Here is a 24,396-nt window from a genome sequence, read left to right on the forward strand (position 1 = left end):
GCATGGGTAATCCTGTTATCAAAATAGAATCGCTGTCAAAAAAATACAATCAAACAACGGTAGTCGATGATCTGAATTTACAAATAGAAAAAGGAGAGATTTTTGGTTTGCTGGGACCTAATGGTGCCGGCAAATCCACTACTATACGTATGATACTGGGTCTGGCAGAACCGTCGCAAGGAAATGTTGAAGTGTGTGGTTATTCATCGCAATATGAGCCCATAAAAGTGAAGGAAAGGGTGGGCTTTTTGCCAGAGGATGTTGGTTTTTATCATCAAATGACGGGTTATGAAAACCTAATGCTTACAGCACGACTTAATCAAATACCTTCGAACGAAGCTAAGTTAAGGGTCATAGAATTACTAAAATTGGTTGGCCTAGGACATGAAGCGGATAAAAAAACAGGCGCTTATTCAAAAGGGATGAAACAACGGCTGGGACTAGCCGATGTACTTATTAAAAAACCACAAGTTATTATTCTTGATGAGCCTACATTGGGACTGGATCCTAAAGGTATGAATGAGTTTTTAGAACAAATCAAAAACTTGAGCTTAAAAGAGGGTTTGACTGTACTGTTTTCTTCGCATCATTTGCAGCAGGTCCAACACATATGTGATAGGGTAGGTCTCTTTGTGAAAGGGAAGTTGATTGCCTCTGGGGATATCGGTAGTTTATCTGCTGAGTTATTTTCAGATAGTCTGGTGCAAATCCAGGCAGGAATAGCCATAAATGAAAACAATGGCAGTTCCGGACAAGGTATCCAGCAACTGAAATCTTCTATTTTAAATATAGAAGGTGTAAGCCAAGTGAATTTGCAGGATGATATTTTAACGATGGCGTGTACCCGCGATGTTTGTTCTATGGTGGCAAAACAAATAGTAGCTGCGAATATTGATTTAACTTTTTTGCAAAAAAAGGAATACGGCTTAAATGATATCTATAACAAATATTTTGAGGGAGGTGACCATGGAAAATAGTAATGTCTTAAAAAAGCAGTCGCTAAGCTGGTTCAAGAGACTTTTAGGTAAACAAGCAGCCGAAAGTGTTCCGGATCCTTTTAGGGTGTTGGTGCATAAGGAGATATCTGACCATATTAAAAGTTGGCGGTTTATTATTCTCATAGCCCTTATTTCCTTAACCTGCATAGGTTCTATGTATACAGCTTTAGGTAATATTTCAGATGCGCTTAAAAACAATAATGCCAATGATATATTTGTTTTCTTGAAACTTTATACCGTGTCGGACGGAACATTGCCTTCATTTTTTGTTTTTGTGGGCTTTTTAGGACCCTTATTGGGTATTGGAATGGGCTTTGATGCGGTTAATTCAGAGATGAATAAAGGAACGGTTAATAGGATATTATCCCAGCCTATTCCCCGGGATTATTTTATCAATGCCAAATTTACTGCTTCATTGGTTGTTATCAGTGTGTTATTTTTTTCACTGAGTTTTTTAGTGATGGGTATCGGTTTAATTGCCATTGGCATACCACCTACTCCTGAAGAGTTTATTAGAATATTACTCTTCACCATTGCTGCCATTATTTATGTTTCTTTTTGGTTGAATTTATCTATTTTGTTTTCTATTAAATTTATTCAACCAGCAACTTCCGCCTTAACAGGAATATCTGTATGGTTGTTTTTTTCTATCTTCTATAATATGCTGGTAAATGTTATTTTCAGTATGTTGGTTCCGGCAGGAAGAAATTTGTCGCTAATGGGAGAGAGGATGAAGCTGAATATTTTGCAGTTGGCGCCTAATCAGCTTTTTAATGAAATAACCAATGTGCTTTTAACACCTACAGTAAGAAGTGTTGGCCCATTGACGATGGAACAGGTGAAGGGTGCTATTCCTGGTCCTATACCGGTTTTACAAAGTGTAATGCTTATTTGGCCCCAGATAATAGGTATTATTGCTTTAACCGTTATTTGTTTTGTGGTTTCCTATTTACTATTCGTGAAGCGTGAAATAAGAAGTACATAGTTATTTATGTTTTAAGTACTCTTGTGCTACGGATTAAAATAAAAAAAGAGGTCTTCAATTTATGAAGACCTCTTTCTTTATTTTATGGGGTTTATGATATCGGAATTGTTTTAACAGGCCGAGGTTTCAACGCTTCGCTTTTGGGTAGCGTAATATGAAGAATACCGTCGCTGTAGCTTGCTTTAATTTCATCTACCTTCACAGAATTTTCACCTAGCTCAAATGATCTTTGAAATGCTTGATAACTGTATTCTTTTCTGGTTATTTTACCTCCTTGTTTATCTTCTTTTTCGTCTTTGTGTTCCGATGAAATAGTCAAGATACCATTGTTGTAGTTTAATTTAAAATCGTCCTTTTTCATTCCCGGTGCAGCTACTTCAATGTGGAATTCAATGTCGTTTTCTGCCACGTTAACAGCGGGTAGTGTACTTTGAGTGCCCAATAAGTTCGATTGACTCCAATCCATCAAATCATTATCGAAAAAACGATCAAAGAAGCTGGGAAAGGATGGAAACGCTTGGTTACTTAATCTTGCAAGTGTCATGATAAATCCTCCAATTATTTAGTTAGACATTTTGTTTTTAATTGAACAACGATACTTCTTCAAATTGAATGCTAATGAAGATAGATGTTACGAATAGGTAAATATGTCTGATAATTAAGAACTTAACCTGTCAAATGTGCAGTTTATACTGACTTAATTGCTGTGAATTGTAAGGTTTGGACAAATATATATGGAGGCTTTAGTAATGATATCATTCGATTTTAGATCAAATACGCAAATAAATCTTGTTTATTATTCACGTATTCGCCAAAGAAGTTTTTGGCCTTCATTCGCTCTAATAAGGGTTCAAAATCGGCTTTTTCTTTTAGTTCTATACCAACCAAAGCTGGACCCTTTTCTCGATTAATTTTTTTTGCGTATTCAAAAAGGACAATATTGTCTGTGGGTCCGAGGATTTGATTCACAAATTCTTTTAATGCACCCGGGCGCTGAGGAAAACGAACGATGAAATAGTGTTTTAAACCTTCGTAAAGCATGGATCGTTCTTTGATTTCTTCGGTACGTGTAATATCATTATTTCCACCACTAATAATGCAGACTACCTTTTTACCTTTGATATGCTCTTTATATTGCTCTAGGGCAGCAACCGAAAGTACACCCGCAGGTTCTGCTACAATTGCTTCATTGTTGTATAACTCTAATATTTTGGTACATACTCTGCCTTCGGGAACCAATAACATATCGTCTAAATATTTTTTACAGATAGGAAAAGTGAATTCACCAACCCTTTGTACGGCTGCACCGTCCACAAATTTATCAATTTCAGGTAAGGTTACTATTTGATCTGCCTTTATTGATTTGTACATGGCAGGGGCTCCTTGTGGTTCCACACCAATCAGCTGTATATTGGTGCTGTTTTGTTTGATATAGGTACTTAAGCCTGCTGTTAGTCCGCCACCTCCTACCGGAATAAAAATAAAGTCGGTTTCGGGTAACTCTTCTAGTATTTCCATACCAATGGTTCCTTGTCCTTCAATGACTTTGGCATCATCAAAGGGAGGTATAAAAGGCATATTATTTTCGGCCGTAAATTTTAATGCTTCGGTGTTGGCATCGTCAAAGGTGTCGCCAAATAAAACAACTTCAACCCATTCTTTTCCTAAGGTTTTTACTCGTTTTATTTTTTGTTGTGGTGTTGTGGTAGGCATATAAATAACACCTCTGGCCTTTAGTAAAAAACAGGATAAAGCCACACCTTGTGCATGGTTGCCAGCACTGGCACACACGATTCCTTGTTTGAGTCTTTCTTGCGGGAGAGAGGCTATTTTATTGTATGCACCCCTGATTTTATAGGAACGAACGACTTGTTGGTCTTCTCGTTTAAAATATATATCTGCTTGGTATTTCTCTGAATAGGTTGGGTTGTATTCCAGGGGTGTTTTTTTGATAACACCTTGTAAACGCTTTGCTGCTTCCTGAATATCTTTTAACTGGGGGATGTATATTTTTTGTTGACTGTTCATTCTTGTTTTTTATTAAATGGCTATGCTTTCATACTTCGTCGAAGATCCTCTGTTTGCTCTTTTTATAACAAAGATATCTTGGTAAAATCAATATAAAATTTGATCTGTTTAAGCTATCTGCAATATTAATGCTTTTAACTTATAGTTTTGTACAATATGAAAAGGCTTTTTTTTACTAAACATCCCCAAAGGTGATCCGCTTTTTATCCAAGTTTTTTTAGCTGATAAAGATGTCTTAGGAGAAATAAGTCCTAAAAACTATGATGTTTGCCTAAGAAGGATCACTGATATGAAAGAACAGCGAGATCATAAGCGCCTCATAATGTTTGTCAGCCACAATATTTTGAATCCGTATTTTGGTACTCATTTAATAGGTTTATTATTAAATATCAAATTCTTGTATAAATTTTTTCTTTTGTTTTCTTCGGGATATCCACATTATCATACCAGTTATAGGAAGCGAAGCGCAAAATAAGCTGATCAGAAAGGCACATATTTTTCCTGGAATACCCAGTATATTACCTGTATGGATATCATAATTCATACGTCGTATTTTTTCGGGCAGTCCGGCCATTTCATATCTGCCATAAATATGTTTTGGTTTTAATTCTTGAAGTGTATATTGGTCATAAAAAATGTAATCCATTTTCCAGTGGGTCGAGGGCTCACGGTTTAGTTCTACCAATATAGATTCGTTGTCCTTTTGAGGGGGATGTATTTCAAGAAAAGGTATATTCTTATTTTCATTTTTCACTTTTTGATAAACCATATCAATAGCTTGTGTAGGGTAGTTATATTTCTCTTTTTGCGTGATATCGGATGGCAACATTGTATATTTTACTTCCATCTGACCACCAAAGGATGTGTATATAAGTTTGGCAAGGCTGCCAAATAACCAGGATGCTCCAGTGAGGGCAATAATAAGTGCAGGGATGAGTATATAAAATCCTACTACTTTATGAATAGATGCTGTTTTTATATGTTTGGTTTTGTTACGTGAGAATGAAAATACTCCTTTGATACGGAAATTTCTAGGCCACCATAAAATGAGGCCAGTAATTAATAAAATGAGAAAAATGAGGGTACCTATGGCAACGATCGGCATTCCTATATTTAAGGGTAACCATAGAGCCATATGGCCATGAAGTACAAGTCCCCAAAATGATTTTAGATAATCTATTGATTTAATATATTCACCTGAATATGGGTTTATGTATACTGCACTATAGTGCATGGGTTCAGCCTGATAATAAACAATTTCAAGGGCATCGTCCTTTTCTCGATAGATAGCGGCATGGATTTGGATCCCAGGATTTAGTTTTTTACCGATGGAGATAGCTTTTGAAGGAAGTATTCTATTTTTGTTTTCTGCTTGAACTTTTTTATAATCGGCGTTTAGAGATTCAATCTCTTCTTTAAAGGCATATAATGCACCTGTAATAGAAATAATAAATACAATAATTCCTGAAATAATACCGAGATATAAATGAATATGTCTCATTAATTTTTTGAATAGCATTGTATTGGCTTTGAATTCGTATTTCATATTCTGTGTGAAATGAGGAAAAGCCCGGAACTTGTGGATTCCAGGCAAATAGCAATAGAAAATAATACCCTATCCAATGTCAGATATGAATAGCAATATATTGTTTTGTCTACTGATAAAGCGCTAAAATAGCTTTGGCATAATTACCTTCCACGTCAGCGCCTTTTGTAGCTGTATTGGCTTGAGTGTCTATCACGTAAATAGAGGCAAATGTTTGACTGCTGACTCCCAAATATAATTTATCATCTTCAATGAGGTAAGCACTATTCCATCCGCCACCACCTTTAGGTATATTAGGTAGTAAAGTGAATGTTTGGTTATATAGATCTATAATTCCTGTTTCAAGTATTGGATTTTCGGCATTAGGAGCATAAGCAGCCCACAAATAGGCTTGATCGTTTTCATCTTCTTTGAGTACTTTAACTACGGCCTTACCATTCTTCACATAGATCATATCGTTGATTTTATAACCTCCACTTAGGGTTTCAAAGTCGATATAAAATGTGTTATCAAATACTGTTTCTCCATTTTTGATGCGTAAGATAGCTGAGTTTTTTGAAGGAACAGGTGTATAGCCGCAGGCCAATGAAGAGGGAGAAAAAGTATAAATGTCGCCCAATTCATCTTTTTGTAAAGCATTCATAGTGAAATATCTACCTATGTTGGGAGCTCTATTGTCTGAAATGATTGTTTCAAATTCCAATTCCGGATAACTAAATACAGCAACATAAGCTTGGTTGGCATTGGGAGTAGAAAAATCACCACTTGAACTGATATGATAATAAGCTGCAAATAGTTTATTGTCGCGAACTTTCATATCTACCGGAAAAGCCATTAATTGCTCGTTTTCGATATTGCCAAAATCGATAGATACCGTTTTTGTAATGCTCATGGTATTGGTATTTATTAGATATATCTTTTTATCAGATAAACCCGAACGTGCGGATCCCATTAATACCATAGAGGCTTCGTCAACTACATCTATGGCATAGATATTCAGATCGGTATAAAAGCCCTCTCCTTTGGTGAGTGTGCCATTTATCAATTCATAACTTGTGAATTCCGGTGCGCTGGTGTATCCCGTAGAAAAGATCTGATCTACTCCCTGTATAAAGACCATCCATGCAGGTTGTTCAAAACCATTATTGACAGGGGAAATAGTACCTGAATAGAGTGTCTCAGCATTACTTAATACATCAACCACCGGGTCTGTTGCTGATTCAATTCCAACGTAATAACTGGTTTCTATTGGAGTTATTTCTTCACCATCTTCTGTGCAGCCGGTAAAGGTGAATAGGGCTGTCAATACTAATTGACTTACATTAAAAATATGAAATTTCATGGTTTTTATTTAAATGAATGTATAAAATATCTCATCTTAAAACTGAGTGTTCTTCCGGGTCGACGTTGCTCAAAATTGTCGTATCTGTCCTGATCTAAGAGGTTGATGATGCCTGCAGAAATGTTGTACCTTCCGTTTTTTAAACTGTATACGAAGTCAAGGTCGGTGGAGTATTGCGTAGGCACTTCTTCTTTATCTTTACTGGCTAGATATTCCCAGCGATAGGGAAAACTATGTACATAGTATTGGCTGGCTGTCATCGAAAAGCGATCTGCTTTACTGAACACTTCTTCGAACTGATAAGTAAACTGAAGATTGCCAAATAGATATGGTTCATTAGGTTTTCGTGCATTGTGGAAGTTTGTTTTATTATTGCCTGAATTATTGCGTATATCTACATAGGTGCCATTTAGTGTTATCTTAAGTGCTTTTTTATAATGATAAACACCAGATATGTCGATTCCTTTGGAGAGGGTACTGGCATCGTTGATATGTCTGGCTTTAATACCGGTAACTTCTTGTCTAATAAAATCACTGGCATCGCGAATAAAGGCATTGAAGGATAGAATAGAATGACCATTAGGGTGTTTTTGGCTGAAAATAATGCCTACATTGTAGTTGTGACTTCTCTCTGGTTGAAGAGATGGGTTGGCCACATTGTTTAATCCATCGCCAAAAAGTTCAAATAGTTCAGGGAAGCGAGTTGCATATTCATAGGAGCTCTTAAATTGAAATTTGCCCCGATGTAAGGTTCCCGAAAATCCATATCCTACAAAGTCTTTATCAATATTAACCGGAATGGATTCATTACCTTGATAATCGGTTTCTATAGATTCTAGCTTGTAGTTGTACCATTTAATGAATAAAGAGCTTCGTAATAAATCGTTGAAAAATCGATTGGTGTATGAAAGTCCTGTTGCGTTTTTTATTACGGTGTTGGGATCTTTAAATTGGGTGTTGTTTTGGTTTTTGAGCTGGTCTGATCCTTTTAGATTAAGGTAGTTAAGACTTATATTTGCTGCTAAACCATGTTTTTCGTTCAGCTGATATTCGAGATAGGTATTGCCTAAAATATTGGTGACATCTAATGTTAGCAGTGTTTTTCGGTTTTCTATTTCACCTACGTTTTCATGAAAGAATGTTTTGTTGGCGAACCAATCGTAGCGATAACTGCTGGTATCACTATTGATATTATCTGAGAACACTCCTACAAAATAGGATCGTAACCCAAGTTTATGTTTCCATATATTGTTGTTCTCGTATTGAGCGTTCACAATCCATTTATCTTCGGCCGTAGATACTTCACCATAGGGTATTTTGGCTTGTCCAACCGCATGTGTGGGTTGTTGAATTTCATTGTAGTTATCTGAATACATAAGACCAAACATTAGGTTATCGGCCCATCTTGTCTGTGTGAAGCCTGTTTGCAACCAAAACATTTTTGACTCGTAGGCATCGTGGAAGCGTTCAACCCAAGTAGCTTGTTCGCTTTCTTTCCCTGTTGTAAAGTCAACCAAATATATGGGGACTTTATAGTTATTGTCTGCTTTGTTATAAAAAGACATCAATTGAAGTGTATAGCCAGAACTAGTATCTCTGTATTGAGAATTTACGGAAGCAACGTGGGTTCCAAAAGAACCTAGGGAATAGGAAGCATCCAAAAAAGATTCTTTCTTTTTCAATGTCACTACGTTGATGGCACCTCCAAGCGCATCGGCAGATAGATGAATAGGAACTACTCCTTTGTAAACTTCTATACGTTCTATCAGATTGGCAGAGAAGTTATTAAGACTCAAAGAGCTGCCAAAGTAGTCCATGGGTATTCCATCAATAAATATGCGAATTTGGTTGTTAGATAGACCGTTTAATGAAAGTGTATAGTTAGAACCTAAGCCGCCTGACTGCCGGATATTAACACCTGATAATTTTCCAAGTATGTCATTACCATTGGTAGATAAGTTTTTGAATTGCTTTGACTCAATTACCTCTATCGCATATGATTTTTCGCGTAGGATCGTAGCCTCCGATTTGCCTGTTATCATGATTTCGTCAATGGTGGTGTTTGACTCAAAGAGAAATTCATTAAATGTCAGTCGCTTCGCTTTATTCAAGTCTGCTTCCAGGTATTTGGTTTGATAACCCAGACAACTCATCACCAATTGGTATCTTCCTGGTTTATTGACCTGTAATTTAAAATGCCCATTTTCATCGCTTACCGTGCCATATGGTGTGCCTTTTAAACTAATGTTTACCAATGGTATTATTTTACCTTTGCTGTCTGTGATACGTCCGGTTATTTCTGAAATATCATGGTTTTGTGCACTTACTATACTGACTGTTAGTGCTGTGAATAGATATAATAAGCCCTTTGAGAGGGGTCTGATTTTTATTGTCATATAGTTTAATTGCTATGTTTATTTATTCTAAATAAATACAAGCAAAATTATGTGATTCTAATAACACCTCATATCCTTATTATTAGGTATTTTGAAGTTAGTAATACAGAATATTATACCCAGTATTTATGATTATGTATTGATATTATTACTACAATGCATAGCTACGGTTAAGATGACAGCTGTAGGTGTTTAATTTTTTAGGGGAGGAGATATGCCTGTTATAGCATTTGTTGGTGTCAATTTGAATGATAAAAAATGATGAATATACAAGATATATCATCATTTTTTAGGTTTGACTTAGAGTAGTATAAAATAGTAAATAGAAATAAAGTGGCTGATAGCAGCTATCAGCACAAATATGTGAAATATGGCATGGTTGTATGGGATTTTTTTAATGGCATAAAGAACTGCGCCCAAAGTATAAGCGATACCTCCAAAAATAAGCCATGCAAAGCCGTTACTATGCATGTTTTGGTACAGGGGTTTGAAGGCAAAGACAGCAGCCCAGCCCATGAGTACATAAATAACGGTTGATAAAATACGGTATTTACCGGTAAAGAAAAGTTTTAAAAGAATACCGATTAAAGCGATGCACCAGATGGCTGAAAATAATATCCAACCTGTTTTTCCTGACAATACAATTAAAGTATAGGGAGTGTATGTGCCTGCTATTAAAAAGAAAATTGCACAATGATCCAGTATGTTTAATTTGTATCTAATTTTGGGCGTTTTAGCGCTATGAAAGAGGGTAGAGGCTCCGAATAGAGTGATTATACTTATACCATAAATCAAAAATGCGAATATATATATAGTGTTGTTAAATGGGATTACCTTGATAAGCATCATATATATTGCAATAATACCAAATATAACTCCGAGTGCATGTGAAAGAATATTTAGTTTTTCCTCTCTGGCAGGGTATGTTTTGAGCGGGTATTGTGCTTTGGTAGTAGTCATCTCTTTTGTTTTGATAGAGACAAATGTAAATAATATTTTAGCTTGACACTCTGTTTTTTAAAACTTAACTTGAACAAAGTTAGTGAATAATTATTCTGGTTTAATCATCCGTTCTATATAAAACATATCAATTATGAAAATTATTTTAGGGTTTATTTTCTATATGATGTTCGCGCTTACAATAAATGCGCAGGATTCATATTATTTTAATAAAATGGTGGAGCTGTCGTTTGAGGAAGCCACTACAAAAGCAAAAGCGTCGTTAAAAACACAAGGTTTTGGCATTGTTGCGGAGTCTAATATGGATAAGATGCTTAAGGAAAAAATAGGTGTTGATTTAATGCCTTATCGGGTATTGGGAGCCTGTAATCCAAAAATTGCTTATCGGGCCATACAAGTGGAAGATAATATAGCTATTTTTTTACCTTGTAAAGTGATTATCAAGTATGTTGCTGAAAATAAAACTGAAGTGGTGATGGTGAATCCGGTAGTGGCTATGAAAGCTATTGATAATACCAAAGCTCATAAATTACTGATGGAGGTTTCTGTATTAATGAAAAAGGCATTGGATGATATATAGTGGCTGCAAGAAAACGACTGTTTTTTCTGTCTTAGAGCATTGAGATAAGCCAGTGGTGAGTGAAATGGCCAAACTATGTTCCAGAGCTATTGACAGGTATTGCCGGAATTAGTATGTTATAAACTTTGCATTTGTTATTGATTTTGTTATATCGCAGCATCGTATGTTTAGAGCTTTTATTGGATAGGTTCTGACAGGATGTATTTAAAACCGTATGAACAGAATTACATTAACTATTGTATTGTTATTGAGTGTGTTAACCTCGTTGTCGCAAAGCAAAGTAACAATTGTGGGGATGGTCATTGATAAGCAACAGCGACTTCCTTTACCCGGGGCTGCTGTTGTGCTAACAATGGCCAACGATACTTCTTTTTTGAATGGAACTATCTCTGGTGCAGATGGCACATTTTCTCTTGATGTGGAAAATCAAAAATATTTCATGACTGTTTCTTTTTTGGGATATAATGAGCTAAGAGATACCATCACCGTTCATAATAGAGGTATTGATATGGGTATGATTGAGTTAAGTGAGCAAAAATCTTTACTCAAGGAGGTAAAGGTGTTGGGAAGGATGACTACAACGCTTCAGAAGGGTGATACAACCTCTTATAATCCGGATGCTTTTAAGGTGAATATGGATGCTACTACCAATGATTTGTTGTTAAAGATGCCTGGTTTTTACTCAGTAGATGGTAAACTGATGGCTATGGGGGATACCATCAGGGAAGTGTTGGTTGATGGTAAGGATTTTTTTGAAGATGATTTAGCGAGTGCGTTGGAATTAATACCTCCTAAAATTATTCGTAATATTGAGGTGTACCCCTATCAAAGTAAGGAGGCTAAACATGGTGGTTTTGAGGAAAATGAAGATGGAAAAACAATAAATATAGTGACCAATCTTGATTCCAAGGCCTTTGTGAAAAGTGAGCTTGCTCTAGGATTGGGTAAGGAGGATAGGTATTCTGCCAAGGGGTATTATAGTAGGTTTATGCAAAGTAACCGAATAAATGCTTATGCCGATCGGAATAATGTGCAGGTACCATTGCGTATTAACAGGGGAAATTCTCAACTTTCTATATCAGGTAATGACTCGGAAAATAATAGTTTGGGTGCTAATTTTGGTCTAAGCGGTAAAATGGTTTTGAATGCCAATTATGCTTTACGTGATACAAAATCAGATATGTATAGTAGTAGTAATCGTGAATATGTGGCTGGAGCTCTACTAGGTCAAACATCTCAACAGGATAATAATTCTAATAAAGAATCCAATAGTCAACAGTTTGGATTAAGGATAGGAAGTAAGAAAAATAAAAAAAATGACTATGATATTCATTTGAAGTTTGGTAAGAGCTCATCTAATAATGAAAGTGCATTAGCGTCAGATACGCGAATGTTGGAGGAGATAATTAACACCAGCTCTAATTACCAGTTGTCGGATAATGATATGGTTAACGTTAATAGTGAGTTGCGTTATACACGTAAACTTAATGATAAAGGTAGTTCTGTATCGTTGCAGTTTGAATATGCTTACCGAAATAATGAAGGAAATAGAAAACAGGTTTCAGAAACACGTAATGAGGACGGGGATATTAGTCAGCTCATTGATCAACTATCTGACATACAAAGTAGCCAAACAGATATAAAAGCAGGTATTTCGTTTAGTGAAAAATTAGGTGAATATGGAAGGTTATCTCTAGGCTATAAATACCGTAATTATGCGCAACAATCAGAGAAGAAAACGTTGGATTACGATGCGGATCATGAAGATTATTCATCATTGGATTCATTGACTTCTAATACCTTCGATAATTTTTCGGATGTGCATTATGTAAAGATGGGTTATAGGTTTGATAAAGGGAAGTTGAAAACATATGCAGGTATTAAATTTAAAAACACTCAGATGAAGAGCGAAGAGGTATTCCCTGATTTACAAAAATTTAAAGAGTCGTTCGTTTCTGTGGAACCCAATACAAAGTTATCCTACACCACAAAGTCTAAACGTAATTATGTATTCAATTATGGTTTTAAACAGCGCATTCCATCCTTGGGTAGTTTACAAGATATTGTAAATAATACTAACCCATTGAGTATTTCAACGGGTAATCCAAACCTGAAGTTATCTTCCAGTCATAAGTTTACATTTTCAATGTCGCAGCCTGATATGAAAAAGTCATCGTTTTTTACCTTGCAGCTTAAGGGGGATATAACCAATCATATGGTAGCCCAGGACAGGGTGGTGGCTCAGAATGATACGCTGATTTTAGGGGCTTATTTTTTGCCGGCAGGAGGACAGTTTATGCGACCAGTTAACTTGAATGGGAAATACTATTTGGGAATAAATGGTGTTTACAGTATGCCTCTTAAAAAGCTAAAATCTAAACTTAATACCAGATCAGAGTTATCTTTTAACCGTACGCCCTATATTTTAAATGGCTTAAAAAATAAAGCCGATAGAATACGAGTATCGCAAAATTTTACTGTAGCATCTAATATCAATGAAAAAATTGATTTTACCTTTCATTCGCAAAGTAGTTATTCAATGATTGATAATAAGCTTAATACAGGTAATCAATTGGGTACTTTTTCGCAGCGTACTGGCATTAATCTATATTATAATTTTTATAAAAAATTCATCTTTAAGTCTAATACGAGTCAATATTTTACCGGCGGGTATGGTAGTTTAAAGCGTTCCAACAGGTGGTTTGTTAACTTAGGGCTCAGTAAAAAATTATTTGCTGATAATCAGGGCGAAATTAGTTTTTCATTGTATGATTTAGCAAATAATCAAAGTGATCAGAGCCGCCAGGTAAGTGACCTTTATATCTCAGAATCTTTTCGTCCTACCATAAATAGATTTTATATGTTGAGTTTTTCCTATAGTCTATAAGAGGGTTGTTAAATCTTAAAAAAATCTAATTCTTAGGTGTTGCGGTAAAATAAGCCTTCCTTTGTTTTATGATTGAATCTGTTATAAACCCTTTAAATACCGATTGGACTACTTGGGTAATAACTGCCTTCTGTGCATTGGTTGCAGGTATGAGTAAGAGTGGATTGAAGGGCTTTGCCATGATTAACATTCCTCTTTTAGCCAATTTGTACGGGGGCATGGCTTCGGTAGGTATTCTTTTACCATTTCTTATTTTTGGAGATATTTTTGCATTGGTTTATTATCGAAGAAGTGCAGAATGGAAATATATAAAAATACTTTTTCCTTGGGCATTAGCCGGAGTGTTGATAGCGACTTTTTTTGGGCGATATATCAATGATGAGCAATTTAGAATCAGTATTGGAATTGCCATAATAATATGTTTGGCACTCATTGTTTATAAGGATATATATGGGGGCAAACAAGTATTATCTGATAAAAAATGGTTTTCTTCTTCCTTAGGTCTTTCTGGTGGTTTTGCTACGATGATAGGAAATGCAGCTGGTCCTATATTTAATCTTTACTTGATGAGCATGCGGTTACCTAAAAATGTGTTTATCGGTACTGGTGCTATCTTTTATTTGATACTCAATTTGTTAAAGTTTCCCATCCAAATGTTTTATTGGGACTCCATATCTCTTAAGTCATTGCAGCTAAATTTTGTATTACTTCCTGTTCTTTTGACCGGTGCATTTATTGGTAAGCGTATAGTTAAATATATACCAGAAAAAGCCTATCGTTATTTTGTGATAGGCGTGATATCTGTTTCGGCTATTATGTTGTTTTTCTAACAAACTAACTTATTGGTATAAGTTATATTACGCGTTCAAAATAGTCTTGTTCTATCAGTGGTTTACCCATAAAACGTAGTAAAAGCTGGGCGGTAGCCAATACATCTTTTTCGCAATATATAGCTATTCGGTCCAGGTCATTTTCCCGGTAGTAAACATCGGCCACTTGGCTTCCGTCGATATCATCCTTGGGGGAAGGGATTCCAAAGATAGTAGTTAGTAAGTTAAGGGAGGTATAATGTTTATAGTCACCAAATTTCCATAAGTCGAGTGTATCAATAAATTTTATTTCCCACGGTTTTTTGCCGGCTATATTTAAAGCCTGGGGTAGTTTGATTCCGTTGATAAGCATTCTTCGGGCAATATAGGGAAAGTCAAATTCTTTGGCGTTATGGCCACATAGATTTCGGTCGGGACTTTTACTCATGAAATGATCCAGCATATCAGCAAATTCCATCAGTAATTTTTTTTCATCATCATTGGCAAAGCTCTTCACTTTAAAGTGCATTTCGCCTTTCACATAATGGATTACGCCAGCCGAGATGCACACTATTTTTCCGAACTCTGCATATATACCGGCTCTCTGATATACATCAGCAGGTGTTTGGTCATCTTTTAAAAAGAAAGCCGCTTTTTTGTCCCAAAGTTTTTGTATGTTTTCCTCCACTTCATTGTAAACCGGATGTTGAGGAACTGTTTCGATATCGATGAAAAGAATATTTTCGGGTTGTAATCTATCTAACATGATAATTTAGCTATTTAGATTTTGTTCTATATATTGTTTTAGTAGGTTGATGGCTACCTTATTGTTTCCTCCTTGCGGAACGATTAGGTTAGCATAGCGCTTGGTGGGTTCAATAAATTGTAAATGGCTTGGTTTCACCGTTTCTTTATATCTGTCTAATACTTGAGATACGTCTCTTCCACGTTCTATAATATCTCTGGAGATTACTCTTGAAAGGCGGTCATTAGCATCAGCATCTACAAAAATTCTCAGATCCATGAGTTCTCGCAGTTCTTTGTGTCCGAGTATTAAAATTCCTTCTATAATTACCACCTGGGTTGGATGGATAGAGATGGTTTTTTCACCTCTGGTACATGTTAAGTATGAATAGGTGGGTAGTTCAATGGTTTTGCCTTGTTTTAAACGCTTGAGGTGTTCAACCAGTAATTCGAATTCCAGACTATCTGGATGGTCGAAGTTTATTTTCTGGCGTTCTTCCAATGGTATATCCGCATTGTCTCGATAATAGGAATCTTGTGGAAGTACGGTTACTTCCCCTTGTGGTAGTTGTTCAATTATTCTTCTGACTACCGTTGTTTTTCCCGAGCCTGTTCCTCCCGCAATTTCAATTATTAGCATGCTTTTTTCTTTATCACTGATACAAAATATTTGTTTATCCTATCTTTGTAAAGATAATTACAACAAAAATAATCTTTAAAATAGAATTTCGATGATAAGACACACTGTTTTATTTAAGTTGCAGGATTTTGATACTGAGGAAGCAAAATTGAATAAGTTGAACGAGCTTAAATCTGCTTTAGAGTCCTTACCTGCCAAAATTGATGTGGTGAAAGGTTTAGTAGTGGGTTTAAATGTAAATCCAGCAGAGAAGTTTGACCTGGCTTTGGTGGTTGATGTGGACTCTTTAGAGGCATTGGCTCTGTATAATACGCATCCTGATCATGTGGCCGTAGGTAAGTTATTGCGACCTGTTTTAGAGTCACGATCATGCGTCGACTACGAGATATAAACACCAGTACTTTAAAATATAGAGCAAAGCAAATGGACTAGCTAAGTCTTTTCTTAATATAATATGAATAATAAAACAGCCTTAGTATTAGAGGGGGGAGGATTTCGTGGTTTGTATACCGCAGGAATTCTTCACCGTTTCTCTGAAAATAATTTAGAATTTCCTTTTATCATTGCCGTTTCGATGGGAGCCAGTAATGCTACTAATTATCTGGCCAAACAAACCCAAAGAAACCTTGATGTTCCTTATACTTTTGTGAATGATAAGCGGTATATGAGTTATGCACGCTTATTAACTGGAGGTGCTTTGTTTGGGATAGATTTTATTTTTGTGGATATACCAAAGAAATTGATTCCATTCGATTTTAAGACTTTTACGGAGTCTAAGCAAAAGCTTATTTATGTAACGACTGATTGTTGTCTGGGAAAACCTTATTATGTGCTTAATACCAGTATGAATGAATCATTTAAAGCATTGGAAGCTTCTACAAGTTTACCTTTTGTTTCTAAGATGGTTCCTTTACACAATCGTTTGTTGTTGGATGGAGGAATTACAGATCCTATTCCGGTGGAAAAAGCAATGGAGGAAGGCTATGAAAAATTGGTGGTAATCTTAACTCAGCCAAAGGAATTTCGCAAAAAGGCCATTAAAGCTAAACGGCTTACACATATGATATATAAGAAGTATCCGCAATTAGCGGAGGCTATACTCAAACGTCACATAAAGTATAATAAGCAATTAGATCTTGTGGAACAGCTGGAAGCCGAGGGTAAGGCTTTTGTGTTTAGACCCAATTTTACTCTTCCAGTGAGTAGAACAGAACAGAAAAAGGAAAAGTTGAAAGAAACTTTTGATATTGGATGCAGGCAAGGGGATGTTTTGATGAATAAATTGTTGTCTTTTTTAGATTGACTTTGCTGCGTGAGCTTATTTTAAATAGGGATTTTTCGCCAACTCAATGAATTTGTAACCTTGTTTTTTCATGCTTGTTTTTACTTGTGATGTTGGTGTAGTTTTAAAAATAATGCAGGTCTTTAATTGATAGGGTACGATACCTAGTTGGCATAGTAAATTCTTAAATTTTATTTTTGACTTTACTTTATTTAAAATTTTTTGCTTGCTGGTGGACAGAGAAAGATCTAAAGAAGTACTGTAGTAGTCGTTGATTCCTTTAAAGGCAATGCATGGAAGGTTGATTCCCATAGCTACTTTTTCAAGTTCTCGTTCTGATACTTTATATACATAATTACCCACCTCCTCAAATGAAAACCGATTTTTCCATACTTTGTTGATCATGGTAGGTGAAATTTTGTCTAGTATGTTTTTGATAAATATCATTAATGGCATCTGAATGCCTATATCTTCTGGTTCAATAAGTATCACAGCCTTGGATGAAACACGTATCATTTCGTATAAAGCCATGTAAGGGCGGGGAAAGTGATGATATGCCTCCTTGCAAAATACATAGTCAAAAGAGCAGTCATCGAAACTTAAATGTTCTGCATTTTCTTTGCTGAATTCTTTTACATATCCTTTTTCGTGGGCTTTTGTTAGAATCACATCAGAAATATCTGAGGCTACCACAGCAAGTGATTGGTCTTGTAGCCAATTGGCATCTGTACCTACACCGTCACCAACCGTTAGCCACCTGTCCTTCTTATCCTGAATAAAAGGACTAAGCGTATTGTACATCCTCTCATGTCGCCAAAAGTCAATGCTTTCTTTATTCTCCAAACGACGGAAAACTTTTTGGCTGCTCTTGTAGTGTTGTTCGTGAGCTGCATAGCTCTGTGCTTTGAAATCCTGGTTTACCATCCTTTATTTTTCTTGAGTTCAAATATATGTAATCGCATAAAGAGCACCAAACAGAAATAACAACGCAGGCCTGCATTTATGGTAAGTATATTAAAACGCATCTAAATATGTAAATATTGTCGATATGTTAAGGTTGTTAGGCGACATATTTATATATTTGTATTTGTAATTGTTTGCTGATTATACTTATAAGAGTACCAGCTATGAAAGAATATGCTAAAGAAATGAAGATACAGGATTTGGATACGGCGCAGCTGGAGCGAGCCGCCAGTATGCTCAAGGCTATTGCGCATCCAATGCGGATTGCTATTTTGAGTCATTTAGAAGAAGGAACCCGACTCACGGTGACAGAGATACATAAACTACTGAATATTGAACAGTCTACCACCTCACACCATTTGGGGATATTGAAGGATAAAGGAGTGCTGGTGTCGCAGAGAGAAGGTAAAAATACCTACTATTCTTTAAAACATGAAAGCTTACAGAATATTGTTAACTGTGTAAGTAAATGTACGGTTAATTTATAGCTGTACTGTACATTGAGAGGATTGTAAGATTTTAAAAGGGAGAAACGGCAAAGGTATTTATCACCTATTTGTTTGGGCAAGTCTATGCCAATGAAAGGCTTGGCTTGCCCAAGTTAAGTTAAAATTATGATGACTCTGATGGAGTTATCAGTAAAATGAATCGATTAAAAATTACATTTAAGAGGATAATTTTAATGAACATTCCTTTGGAATTTTTAAAGAATAAGATGATACATAGGTGGGTATCTGGTATTTAATAATTAGGATGAATGGGGAGAAAAATTAGATTGACCAAAGAGTTCAGATTTGAGATGGCACATGCATTGTGGAAGTATGATGGATTGTGCAAGCATTTTCATGGGCATTCGTACATTTTAAGGGTTACTGTGATGGGTGAACCTATTGAGGATAAAAAAAGTCCTAAATATGGCATGGTAATGGATTTTGGATTGCTCAAACAAATTGTGCATGAGGAGGTGGTTGATAGAATGGATCATGCTTTGGTGCTGAATAACGATTCGGAGCACCAAGCTTTGTTGTCTTTGCCTGAAATGGGTGAAAGGGTGATATTGACCCAATACCAACCTACCTGCGAAAATATGCTTCTGGAAATGGCCGAACGCATTAAACCACGCTTGCCCAAAGGTGTATTGTTGCATAGTTTGCGTCTAAATGAGACAGCAAATTCCTTTGCTGAGTGGTATGCTGAAGATAATAAATAGTTTTTAAACGTCCAATAGGTTCTTGAATTATAGGTTTATACAGTTAAAATTTTATATATTTGAGAAAACCTAAATTGTGATGAAAGAGAAAACTTTTTTTATTGTTGGTATTGGCGCATCTGCAGGAGGTCTTGATGCCATACAGCAATTGTTTGATAATATCCCTGCCGAAACAGGTATGGCATATGTAATAGTGCAGCATCTTTCTCCTAATTTTAATAGTTTAATGCCTGAATTGCTTGCTAAGCATACAGGTATGGAAATTTTTACCGCTAAGGATAAACAAAAGATAGTACCTAATTGCATATATCTCAATCAAAAAAATAAAAATATTACCATTAAAGGGAATCAGCTTTTTTTAACTGAGAAAAGCCCGAGGCCTAATTTAAACTTGCCCATTGATATCTTCTTTCATACCTTAGGTGAAGAGCATAGAGATAAATCCATTGGTGTAATTTTATCAGGAACTGGATCTGATGGTTCTAGAGGTATTAAAACAATAAAAGAAGCTGGAGGTACTTTGTTTGTTCAGGATCCAGAAAGTGCTCAATTCGATGGAATGCCGAATAGTTCTATTGCTACTAGTTTGATCGATTTTATTTTAAGTCCTCCTAAAATTGCTGAGATTTTAATAAGAATACCAAATCACACCATATCATTGACTGAAGAAGAGGAAGCGACAAAATCAAATGAAGTTATTTATTTTCAAATTCTTGATTTGGTACATAAGCATTCAACCATTGATTTTAAGCAATATAAAAAGAAGACTTTATTGCGACGTTTGGAAAAGAGGATGAACATCAATAACTTTTCATGTTTATACGATTACTTTTTATTATTAAAAAGTAATGTTCAAGAAGTTCTTGTTTTAAAGCAGGACTTCTTAATTGGTGTAACGAGTTTTTTTAGAGATGTTGAAGTTTTTGAGTTGATCAAAACAACAATAATCCCGAATTTATGCTCCTATCAATCTAATGATAATGGGTTAGTCAGGATTTGGGTACCAGGGTGTTCTACGGGAGAAGAAGCCTATTCTATTGCTATTTTGTTAGATGATCATATAAAAGAAAATAAATTACATGTTGATTTTAAGATATTTGCCACAGATATAGATGAGGAGGCGCTGGAAATAGCCGGAAATGGTGTTTATTCACCTAATACAGTAAGCGAAATAAACAGAGAATATATAGAACCTTATTTTGTGAATGATGCGGGTAATATGAAGGTTATTAAACGCATCAGGGAACGTATTGTATTCTCCAAGCATAATTTATTGAAAGATCCACCTTTTATCCGTATGGATTTGATCTCATGTCGTAACCTGCTCATTTATCTTGAGGCAAGGATACAGGCTAAAGTATTAATGAACTTTCAATTTGCATTACGTAAAGAAGGATATTTATTGTTGGGTAACAGTGAATCATTAGGTCATCAATCTAAGTTTTTTGACACCGTGAATTCTAAATGGAAGATTTATAAATGTGTGGTGGATAGTAAGCGATTCCCTGTGCAGGAAATGCCGGAAGAACGTGTTCGTACCATCAATTTTCATAATGCACCAACTGTATCTCAGCCAAAGTTTGAGTATAAATTTAAACATAACCCAGAAAATGTATTTTATAAATACATGAGTCAGCAGTATAGTCCTGCAATGGTTTTTACGGATGTTGACTTTAATATTCTCTTTGTTAATGGAGATATTACCACCAGGTTATCTATTAGAGGGGGACTTTTTCAGAGTAATTTGTTGCAATTAGTGAGTAGTCAAGTAGCACCCATTATACGAAGTGCAATACGTAAATTAGATGGAGATGGCACTGAAGTGATGGTGACTGATGTGGTTAATGTAATTGGAGATCAAGAGTATTGTTTTGATCTAGGGTTTCGTAAAGTTAAAAATTTTGAAGGTTTTGGTACTGTATACATTATTCATTTTAGTGAGGATAAACAGCATAATTCAGAAAAAACAATCACAATAAACAATAAATTAGGCGATGAGGTTAGTAAACAGCGAGTTTCAGAATTAGAAGATGAATTAAAGGACAATAGACTACAGCTTCAAAATGTAGTGGAGCAACTTGAAACGAGTAACGAAGAGTTGCAATCAAGTAATGAAGAATTGATGGCCTCCAATGAGGAGTTACAAAGTACGAATGAGGAACTTCAATCGGTTAATGAGGAATTATATACTGTTAATGCCGAGTTGCAAGAGAAAAATAGAGAGTTATCGTATTTGAATAACGATGTTAATAATTTATTAAATTCAACAGAGATAGGTACCCTATTTTTGGATGTGGATTTACGGATAAGAAAATTTACGCCATCAATGCAGAAGCATTTTAATTTGCAGGATGAGGATGTTGGGCGTTCTATTACTAGTTTTGCTTCTAACTTTGAGGAAAGTGATCGTAAATCTATTATATACGATAGTAAGAAAACCTTGCAGACCTTGAAGGGAATGGAGGCGGAGATTTATGATACTAATGGAAGTTGTTACTTGCGTCGTACGAGCCCTTTCATTACTAATGATAAAAAAATAGATGGAGTAGTAATTGCATTTGTTGAAATTACAGCATTAAAACGAGCAGAGGAACAAGTCATAAAGTCAGAAGAGAAATTCAGAAATCTATTTGACAATATGACCGAAGGTTTTGCTCATGCAAAAATAATTGTTGATGAAAAAGGTGTACCTGTTGATTGGCGATATATAACTGTAAATTCTGCGTTTGAAAGCTTAACCGGGTTAAAAGCAAAGGATGTTATTGGAAAAAGAATTACGAAAGTGTTACCTGCAATCAGTGAAGACCCAACTGATTGGATTGGTTTATATGGCGATACCGCTCTAAATGGAACAGAACATTATATAGAGGCCGAATCTACACCTATTGGATTACATTTTGCTGTGCATACCTTTCAACCTAGAGAAGGAGAGTGGGCCGCCACGTTTTGGGATATTACGGAGCGTTTAAATGCCGTTAATAAGGTAAGACAAAGTGAAAATCTATTTAAATCTATTTTTTTAAATGCTGGCCTAGGTATTGCAACTGTGTCTTTGGATGAAAAACCTATGTCTGTAAACCCTGAATTAGAGAAAATTTTGGGATATTCTGTTAAAGAATTGTCCGAAATGACCTTTACTATGTTTACCCATCCTGATGATCGACACAAAGATATGGAGCAATATGGTTTGCTTCTACGAGGAAAAATAAGTTCTTATAGATTAGAGAAAAGATATCTTCATAAAGATGGTCGTATTATATGGGGACAGTTAACTGTTTCTTCGGTATGTGATGCAAAAGGGGAAATGATGTATGCCGTTGCATTGGTGAAAGATATTACCAAACGCAAAGAAGGAGTATTGGCTTTAACAGATGAGTTTAAGCTGCTTAATGAAGAAGAAAATATGTATAAACAAATGCTCCAGTTTTCTCTTATACCAATCATCATTCATGATACAGAAATGAATATTATTGATGCCAATGAAAAGGCTTTAGAAGAGCTTGGTTATACAAAGGATGAGTTGTTAAGCATTAAGATTTATCATTTGTATTCAAGTGATGAATCAGATTATTCGAATGATGTTTTGCATAGCATTGAAAATGACCAAGAAGAAACAATTGAAACTATTTTTAAACGTAAAAATAATACTACTTTTTATGCAGAAGTAAGGCCTTGTAAATTTATTATCAACAATAGATTGCTAATTCATGTATATATTCAAAATATTAATGAAAGAAAAGAGTATGAAACAAAATTAATAGAAGCTAAAAAGAAAGCAGAAATTGCAAATGTCTATAAAAATCAGTTTTTAGCCAATATGAGTCATGAGATACGTACACCTATGAATGGAGTTGTGGGGTTTGCAGATTTGCTTGATGATGATGAAATAAATGCTTTAACAAGAAAAAGGTATATTGATATTATAAAAACGAGTTCGAACCAATTACTTAATCTTATAAATGATATTATTGATGTTTCTAAGATAGAAGCTAATGAACTTAGTCTGGAGTTTAAGGAGTGCAGGTTGAATGATATATTAAAAAGTTTAGAAACATCGTTTAATGAAATAAAAAAGCATAAAAATAAAGATCATATTGTCTTAAAGTGTACTATTCCAAAAGGTTATTCTAGAATGTTAATTAAGACAGATCCAATGCGTGTACAGCAGGTGTTATCTAATTTAATTGGTAATGCTTTGAAGTATACAGAGGAGGGTACTGTTGAGTTTGGTTATTTTCTTTTACCTAAAAACGAAATTCAATTTTTCGTTAAGGATACGGGTATGGGTATACCGCCTGAAAAATTAGATATTATATTTGATCGTTTTGAACAGCTTGGAACGGGAAGACACATTCCTAATGAAGGTACGGGTTTGGGGTTGTCTATTTCAAAGGGAATAGTCAAATTGCTTAATGGTAAATTCGAAGTAGACTCAAAGGTTGGGCAAGGTACAACCTTTTCTTTTGTTATTCCGTTAATTAGAATTGATTTATTGAAAGGAGTTAAGAGTAGTATCTCTAATAGTGTAAGTGTTGTTAATAAAATTACTCTTTTGGTTGTGGATGATGAATCGGTAAACGTGGAATTTTTTAAAGCTTTATTTAGTTCAACGCCGATAGATGTTTTATATGCAAATAATGGTAAAGAAGCTCTTCATATTTATAAAAATAATTCTTCAATTGATGTTGTTTTAATGGATATTAGAATGCCTGTAATGAATGGCGTTGAAACGGCACAGGAGATTTTAAGAGTTAATCCTAAAGCTAAAATTATTGCACAAACGGCTTATGCTATGAGCTCTGATCGTGATAAGTATTTGGAATTAGGATTCGCAGGTTATATTTCTAAACCTATTGAGCAGGAAAAATTGATATGTATGATTAATTTGTTGACTGAATAATTTTCCGCTAAGTTGTTTGCAAACAATATTGTCAATTCGCCCCTTCTTTTAAGTCTTGTTTATCGAGCTAGGTTCTCCTGAATTTAAGTTACCATCGTTGTTAAAATTTCTTTTAAAAGTGTATAT

19 protein-coding genes are annotated in these 24,396 nt (G+C 35.3%); 10 read left to right on the forward strand and 9 right to left on the reverse strand.

Going from position 1 to position 24,396, the window contains the following annotated elements; all coding sequences use genetic code 11:
- Positions 1–2: 2 nt before the first annotated feature.
- Together CYTFE_RS0118245 and CYTFE_RS0118250 are read left to right on the forward strand one after the other, a co-directional pair.
- Positions 3–977, forward strand: a complete 975-nt coding sequence (locus CYTFE_RS0118245) for an ABC transporter ATP-binding protein (RefSeq protein WP_027472990.1) — start codon at positions 3–5, stop codon at positions 975–977.
- On the forward strand, positions 931–1,983 hold the full coding sequence (locus CYTFE_RS0118250) for an ABC transporter permease (protein ID WP_244880338.1): 1,053 nt from the start codon (positions 931–933) through the stop codon (positions 1,981–1,983). Before CYTFE_RS0118245 ends, CYTFE_RS0118250 begins: the two co-directional genes overlap by 47 nt.
- A gap of 91 nt (positions 1,984–2,074) precedes the next feature.
- Here CYTFE_RS0118250 and CYTFE_RS0118255 read toward each other — a convergent pair whose 3' ends face one another.
- From CYTFE_RS0118255 to trhA, 6 genes are all read right to left on the reverse strand, one after another.
- Complete coding sequence (locus CYTFE_RS0118255) at positions 2,075–2,527, reverse strand: Hsp20/alpha crystallin family protein (RefSeq protein ID WP_027472992.1); 453 nt, start codon at positions 2,525–2,527, stop codon at positions 2,075–2,077.
- Between the two features lie 221 nt (positions 2,528–2,748).
- Positions 2,749–4,011 (reverse strand): threonine ammonia-lyase IlvA, encoded by a 1,263-nt coding sequence (ilvA, locus tag CYTFE_RS0118260; RefSeq protein WP_027472993.1) that lies wholly within the window; start codon positions 4,009–4,011, stop codon positions 2,749–2,751.
- A gap of 382 nt (positions 4,012–4,393) precedes the next feature.
- Positions 4,394–5,512 (reverse strand): PepSY-associated TM helix domain-containing protein, encoded by a 1,119-nt coding sequence (locus CYTFE_RS27160; RefSeq protein WP_161636208.1) that lies wholly within the window; start codon positions 5,510–5,512, stop codon positions 4,394–4,396.
- Positions 5,513–5,666: 154 nt separating this feature from the next.
- The gene (locus CYTFE_RS0118270) at positions 5,667–6,899 is read right to left on the reverse strand and encodes a DUF4374 domain-containing protein (protein WP_027472994.1); all 1,233 of its coding nucleotides are present in this window, start codon (positions 6,897–6,899) and stop codon (positions 5,667–5,669) included.
- Positions 6,900–6,904: 5 nt separating this feature from the next.
- Positions 6,905–9,295, reverse strand: a complete 2,391-nt coding sequence (locus CYTFE_RS0118275; RefSeq protein ID WP_027472995.1) for a TonB-dependent receptor — start codon at positions 9,293–9,295, stop codon at positions 6,905–6,907.
- Positions 9,296–9,595: 300 nt separating this feature from the next.
- On the reverse strand, positions 9,596–10,255 hold the full coding sequence (gene trhA / locus CYTFE_RS0118280; protein ID WP_027472996.1) for a PAQR family membrane homeostasis protein TrhA: 660 nt from the start codon (positions 10,253–10,255) through the stop codon (positions 9,596–9,598).
- A 133-nt stretch (positions 10,256–10,388) separates the two neighbouring features.
- Between trhA and CYTFE_RS0118285 the strand changes: the two genes are divergently transcribed.
- From CYTFE_RS0118285 to CYTFE_RS0118295, 3 genes are all read left to right on the forward strand, one after another.
- Positions 10,389–10,835: a DUF302 domain-containing protein gene (locus CYTFE_RS0118285; protein WP_052343286.1), complete on the forward strand. Its 447-nt coding sequence runs from the start codon at positions 10,389–10,391 to the stop codon at positions 10,833–10,835.
- 214 nt (positions 10,836–11,049) lie between these two features.
- The gene (locus tag CYTFE_RS0118290; RefSeq protein WP_027472998.1) at positions 11,050–13,722 is read left to right on the forward strand and encodes an outer membrane beta-barrel protein; all 2,673 of its coding nucleotides are present in this window, start codon (positions 11,050–11,052) and stop codon (positions 13,720–13,722) included.
- 68 nt (positions 13,723–13,790) lie between these two features.
- A complete protein-coding gene (locus CYTFE_RS0118295; RefSeq protein ID WP_027472999.1) occupies positions 13,791–14,552 on the forward strand; it encodes a sulfite exporter TauE/SafE family protein in 762 nt (253 codons plus the stop codon).
- Between the two features lie 22 nt (positions 14,553–14,574).
- Here CYTFE_RS0118295 and CYTFE_RS0118300 read toward each other — a convergent pair whose 3' ends face one another.
- Positions 14,575–15,297 (reverse strand): 3'-5' exonuclease, encoded by a 723-nt coding sequence (locus tag CYTFE_RS0118300; RefSeq protein WP_027473000.1) that lies wholly within the window; start codon positions 15,295–15,297, stop codon positions 14,575–14,577.
- A gap of 6 nt (positions 15,298–15,303) precedes the next feature.
- On the reverse strand, positions 15,304–15,915 hold the full coding sequence (gene udk, locus CYTFE_RS0118305; protein ID WP_027473001.1) for a uridine kinase: 612 nt from the start codon (positions 15,913–15,915) through the stop codon (positions 15,304–15,306).
- A 91-nt stretch (positions 15,916–16,006) separates the two neighbouring features.
- On the opposite strand from udk, the gene CYTFE_RS0118310 reads away from it, so the two are divergent.
- Together CYTFE_RS0118310 and CYTFE_RS0118315 are read left to right on the forward strand one after the other, a co-directional pair.
- Complete coding sequence (locus CYTFE_RS0118310; protein ID WP_027473002.1) at positions 16,007–16,306, forward strand: Dabb family protein; 300 nt, start codon at positions 16,007–16,009, stop codon at positions 16,304–16,306.
- Between the two features lie 63 nt (positions 16,307–16,369).
- Positions 16,370–17,218 carry a patatin-like phospholipase family protein gene (locus tag CYTFE_RS0118315; protein ID WP_027473003.1) on the forward strand — a complete coding sequence of 283 codons (849 nt, stop codon included), beginning with the start codon at positions 16,370–16,372 and terminating at the stop codon, positions 17,216–17,218.
- Between the two features lie 15 nt (positions 17,219–17,233).
- Here CYTFE_RS0118315 and CYTFE_RS27165 read toward each other — a convergent pair whose 3' ends face one another.
- Complete coding sequence (locus tag CYTFE_RS27165) at positions 17,234–18,121, reverse strand: class I SAM-dependent methyltransferase (protein WP_044212000.1); 888 nt, start codon at positions 18,119–18,121, stop codon at positions 17,234–17,236.
- A gap of 203 nt (positions 18,122–18,324) precedes the next feature.
- Here CYTFE_RS27165 and CYTFE_RS0118325 point away from each other — a divergent pair, with 203 nt between their 5' ends.
- The 3 genes from CYTFE_RS0118325 to CYTFE_RS28970 all read left to right on the forward strand — a co-directional run bounded on the left by CYTFE_RS0118325 (position 18,325) and on the right by CYTFE_RS28970 (position 24,270).
- Complete coding sequence (locus CYTFE_RS0118325; RefSeq protein WP_027473004.1) at positions 18,325–18,648, forward strand: ArsR/SmtB family transcription factor; 324 nt, start codon at positions 18,325–18,327, stop codon at positions 18,646–18,648.
- 269 nt (positions 18,649–18,917) lie between these two features.
- A complete protein-coding gene (locus CYTFE_RS0118330) occupies positions 18,918–19,370 on the forward strand; it encodes a 6-pyruvoyl trahydropterin synthase family protein (protein ID WP_081736030.1) in 453 nt (150 codons plus the stop codon).
- A 79-nt stretch (positions 19,371–19,449) separates the two neighbouring features.
- Positions 19,450–24,270 carry a CheR family methyltransferase gene (locus CYTFE_RS28970; RefSeq protein ID WP_052343287.1) on the forward strand — a complete coding sequence of 1,607 codons (4,821 nt, stop codon included), beginning with the start codon at positions 19,450–19,452 and terminating at the stop codon, positions 24,268–24,270.
- Positions 24,271–24,396 lie beyond the last annotated feature (126 nt).

Source organism: Saccharicrinis fermentans DSM 9555 = JCM 21142 (assembly GCF_000517085.1).
GTDB lineage: Bacteria > Bacteroidota > Bacteroidia > Bacteroidales > Marinilabiliaceae > Saccharicrinis > Saccharicrinis fermentans.

What these genes read in the sequence shown, in the direction of transcription:
- CYTFE_RS0118245 (WP_027472990.1), top strand. Translation starts at nt 3, where the DNA reads ATGGGTAATCCTGTTATCAAAATAGAATCGCTGTCAAAAAAATACAAT.
- CYTFE_RS0118250 (WP_244880338.1), top strand. Translation starts at nt 931, where the DNA reads ATGATATCTATAACAAATATTTTGAGGGAGGTGACCATGGAAAATAGT.
- CYTFE_RS0118255 (WP_027472992.1), bottom strand. Translation starts at nt 2,527, where the DNA reads ATGACACTTGCAAGATTAAGTAACCAAGCGTTTCCATCCTTTCCCAGC.
- ilvA (WP_027472993.1), bottom strand. Translation starts at nt 4,011, where the DNA reads ATGAACAGTCAACAAAAAATATACATCCCCCAGTTAAAAGATATTCAG.
- CYTFE_RS27160 (WP_161636208.1), bottom strand. Translation starts at nt 5,512, where the DNA reads ATGAGACATATTCATTTATATCTCGGTATTATTTCAGGAATTATTGTA.
- CYTFE_RS0118270 (WP_027472994.1), bottom strand. Translation starts at nt 6,899, where the DNA reads ATGAAATTTCATATTTTTAATGTAAGTCAATTAGTATTGACAGCCCTA.
- CYTFE_RS0118275 (WP_027472995.1), bottom strand. Translation starts at nt 9,295, where the DNA reads ATGACAATAAAAATCAGACCCCTCTCAAAGGGCTTATTATATCTATTC.
- trhA (WP_027472996.1), bottom strand. Translation starts at nt 10,255, where the DNA reads ATGACTACTACCAAAGCACAATACCCGCTCAAAACATACCCTGCCAGA.
- CYTFE_RS0118285 (WP_052343286.1), top strand. Translation starts at nt 10,389, where the DNA reads ATGAAAATTATTTTAGGGTTTATTTTCTATATGATGTTCGCGCTTACA.
- CYTFE_RS0118290 (WP_027472998.1), top strand. Translation starts at nt 11,050, where the DNA reads ATGAACAGAATTACATTAACTATTGTATTGTTATTGAGTGTGTTAACC.
- CYTFE_RS0118295 (WP_027472999.1), top strand. Translation starts at nt 13,791, where the DNA reads ATGATTGAATCTGTTATAAACCCTTTAAATACCGATTGGACTACTTGG.
- CYTFE_RS0118300 (WP_027473000.1), bottom strand. Translation starts at nt 15,297, where the DNA reads ATGTTAGATAGATTACAACCCGAAAATATTCTTTTCATCGATATCGAA.
- udk (WP_027473001.1), bottom strand. Translation starts at nt 15,915, where the DNA reads ATGCTAATAATTGAAATTGCGGGAGGAACAGGCTCGGGAAAAACAACG.
- CYTFE_RS0118310 (WP_027473002.1), top strand. Translation starts at nt 16,007, where the DNA reads ATGATAAGACACACTGTTTTATTTAAGTTGCAGGATTTTGATACTGAG.
- CYTFE_RS0118315 (WP_027473003.1), top strand. Translation starts at nt 16,370, where the DNA reads ATGAATAATAAAACAGCCTTAGTATTAGAGGGGGGAGGATTTCGTGGT.
- CYTFE_RS27165 (WP_044212000.1), bottom strand. Translation starts at nt 18,121, where the DNA reads ATGGTAAACCAGGATTTCAAAGCACAGAGCTATGCAGCTCACGAACAA.
- CYTFE_RS0118325 (WP_027473004.1), top strand. Translation starts at nt 18,325, where the DNA reads ATGAAAGAATATGCTAAAGAAATGAAGATACAGGATTTGGATACGGCG.
- CYTFE_RS0118330 (WP_081736030.1), top strand. Translation starts at nt 18,918, where the DNA reads ATGGGGAGAAAAATTAGATTGACCAAAGAGTTCAGATTTGAGATGGCA.
- CYTFE_RS28970 (WP_052343287.1), top strand. Translation starts at nt 19,450, where the DNA reads ATGAAAGAGAAAACTTTTTTTATTGTTGGTATTGGCGCATCTGCAGGA.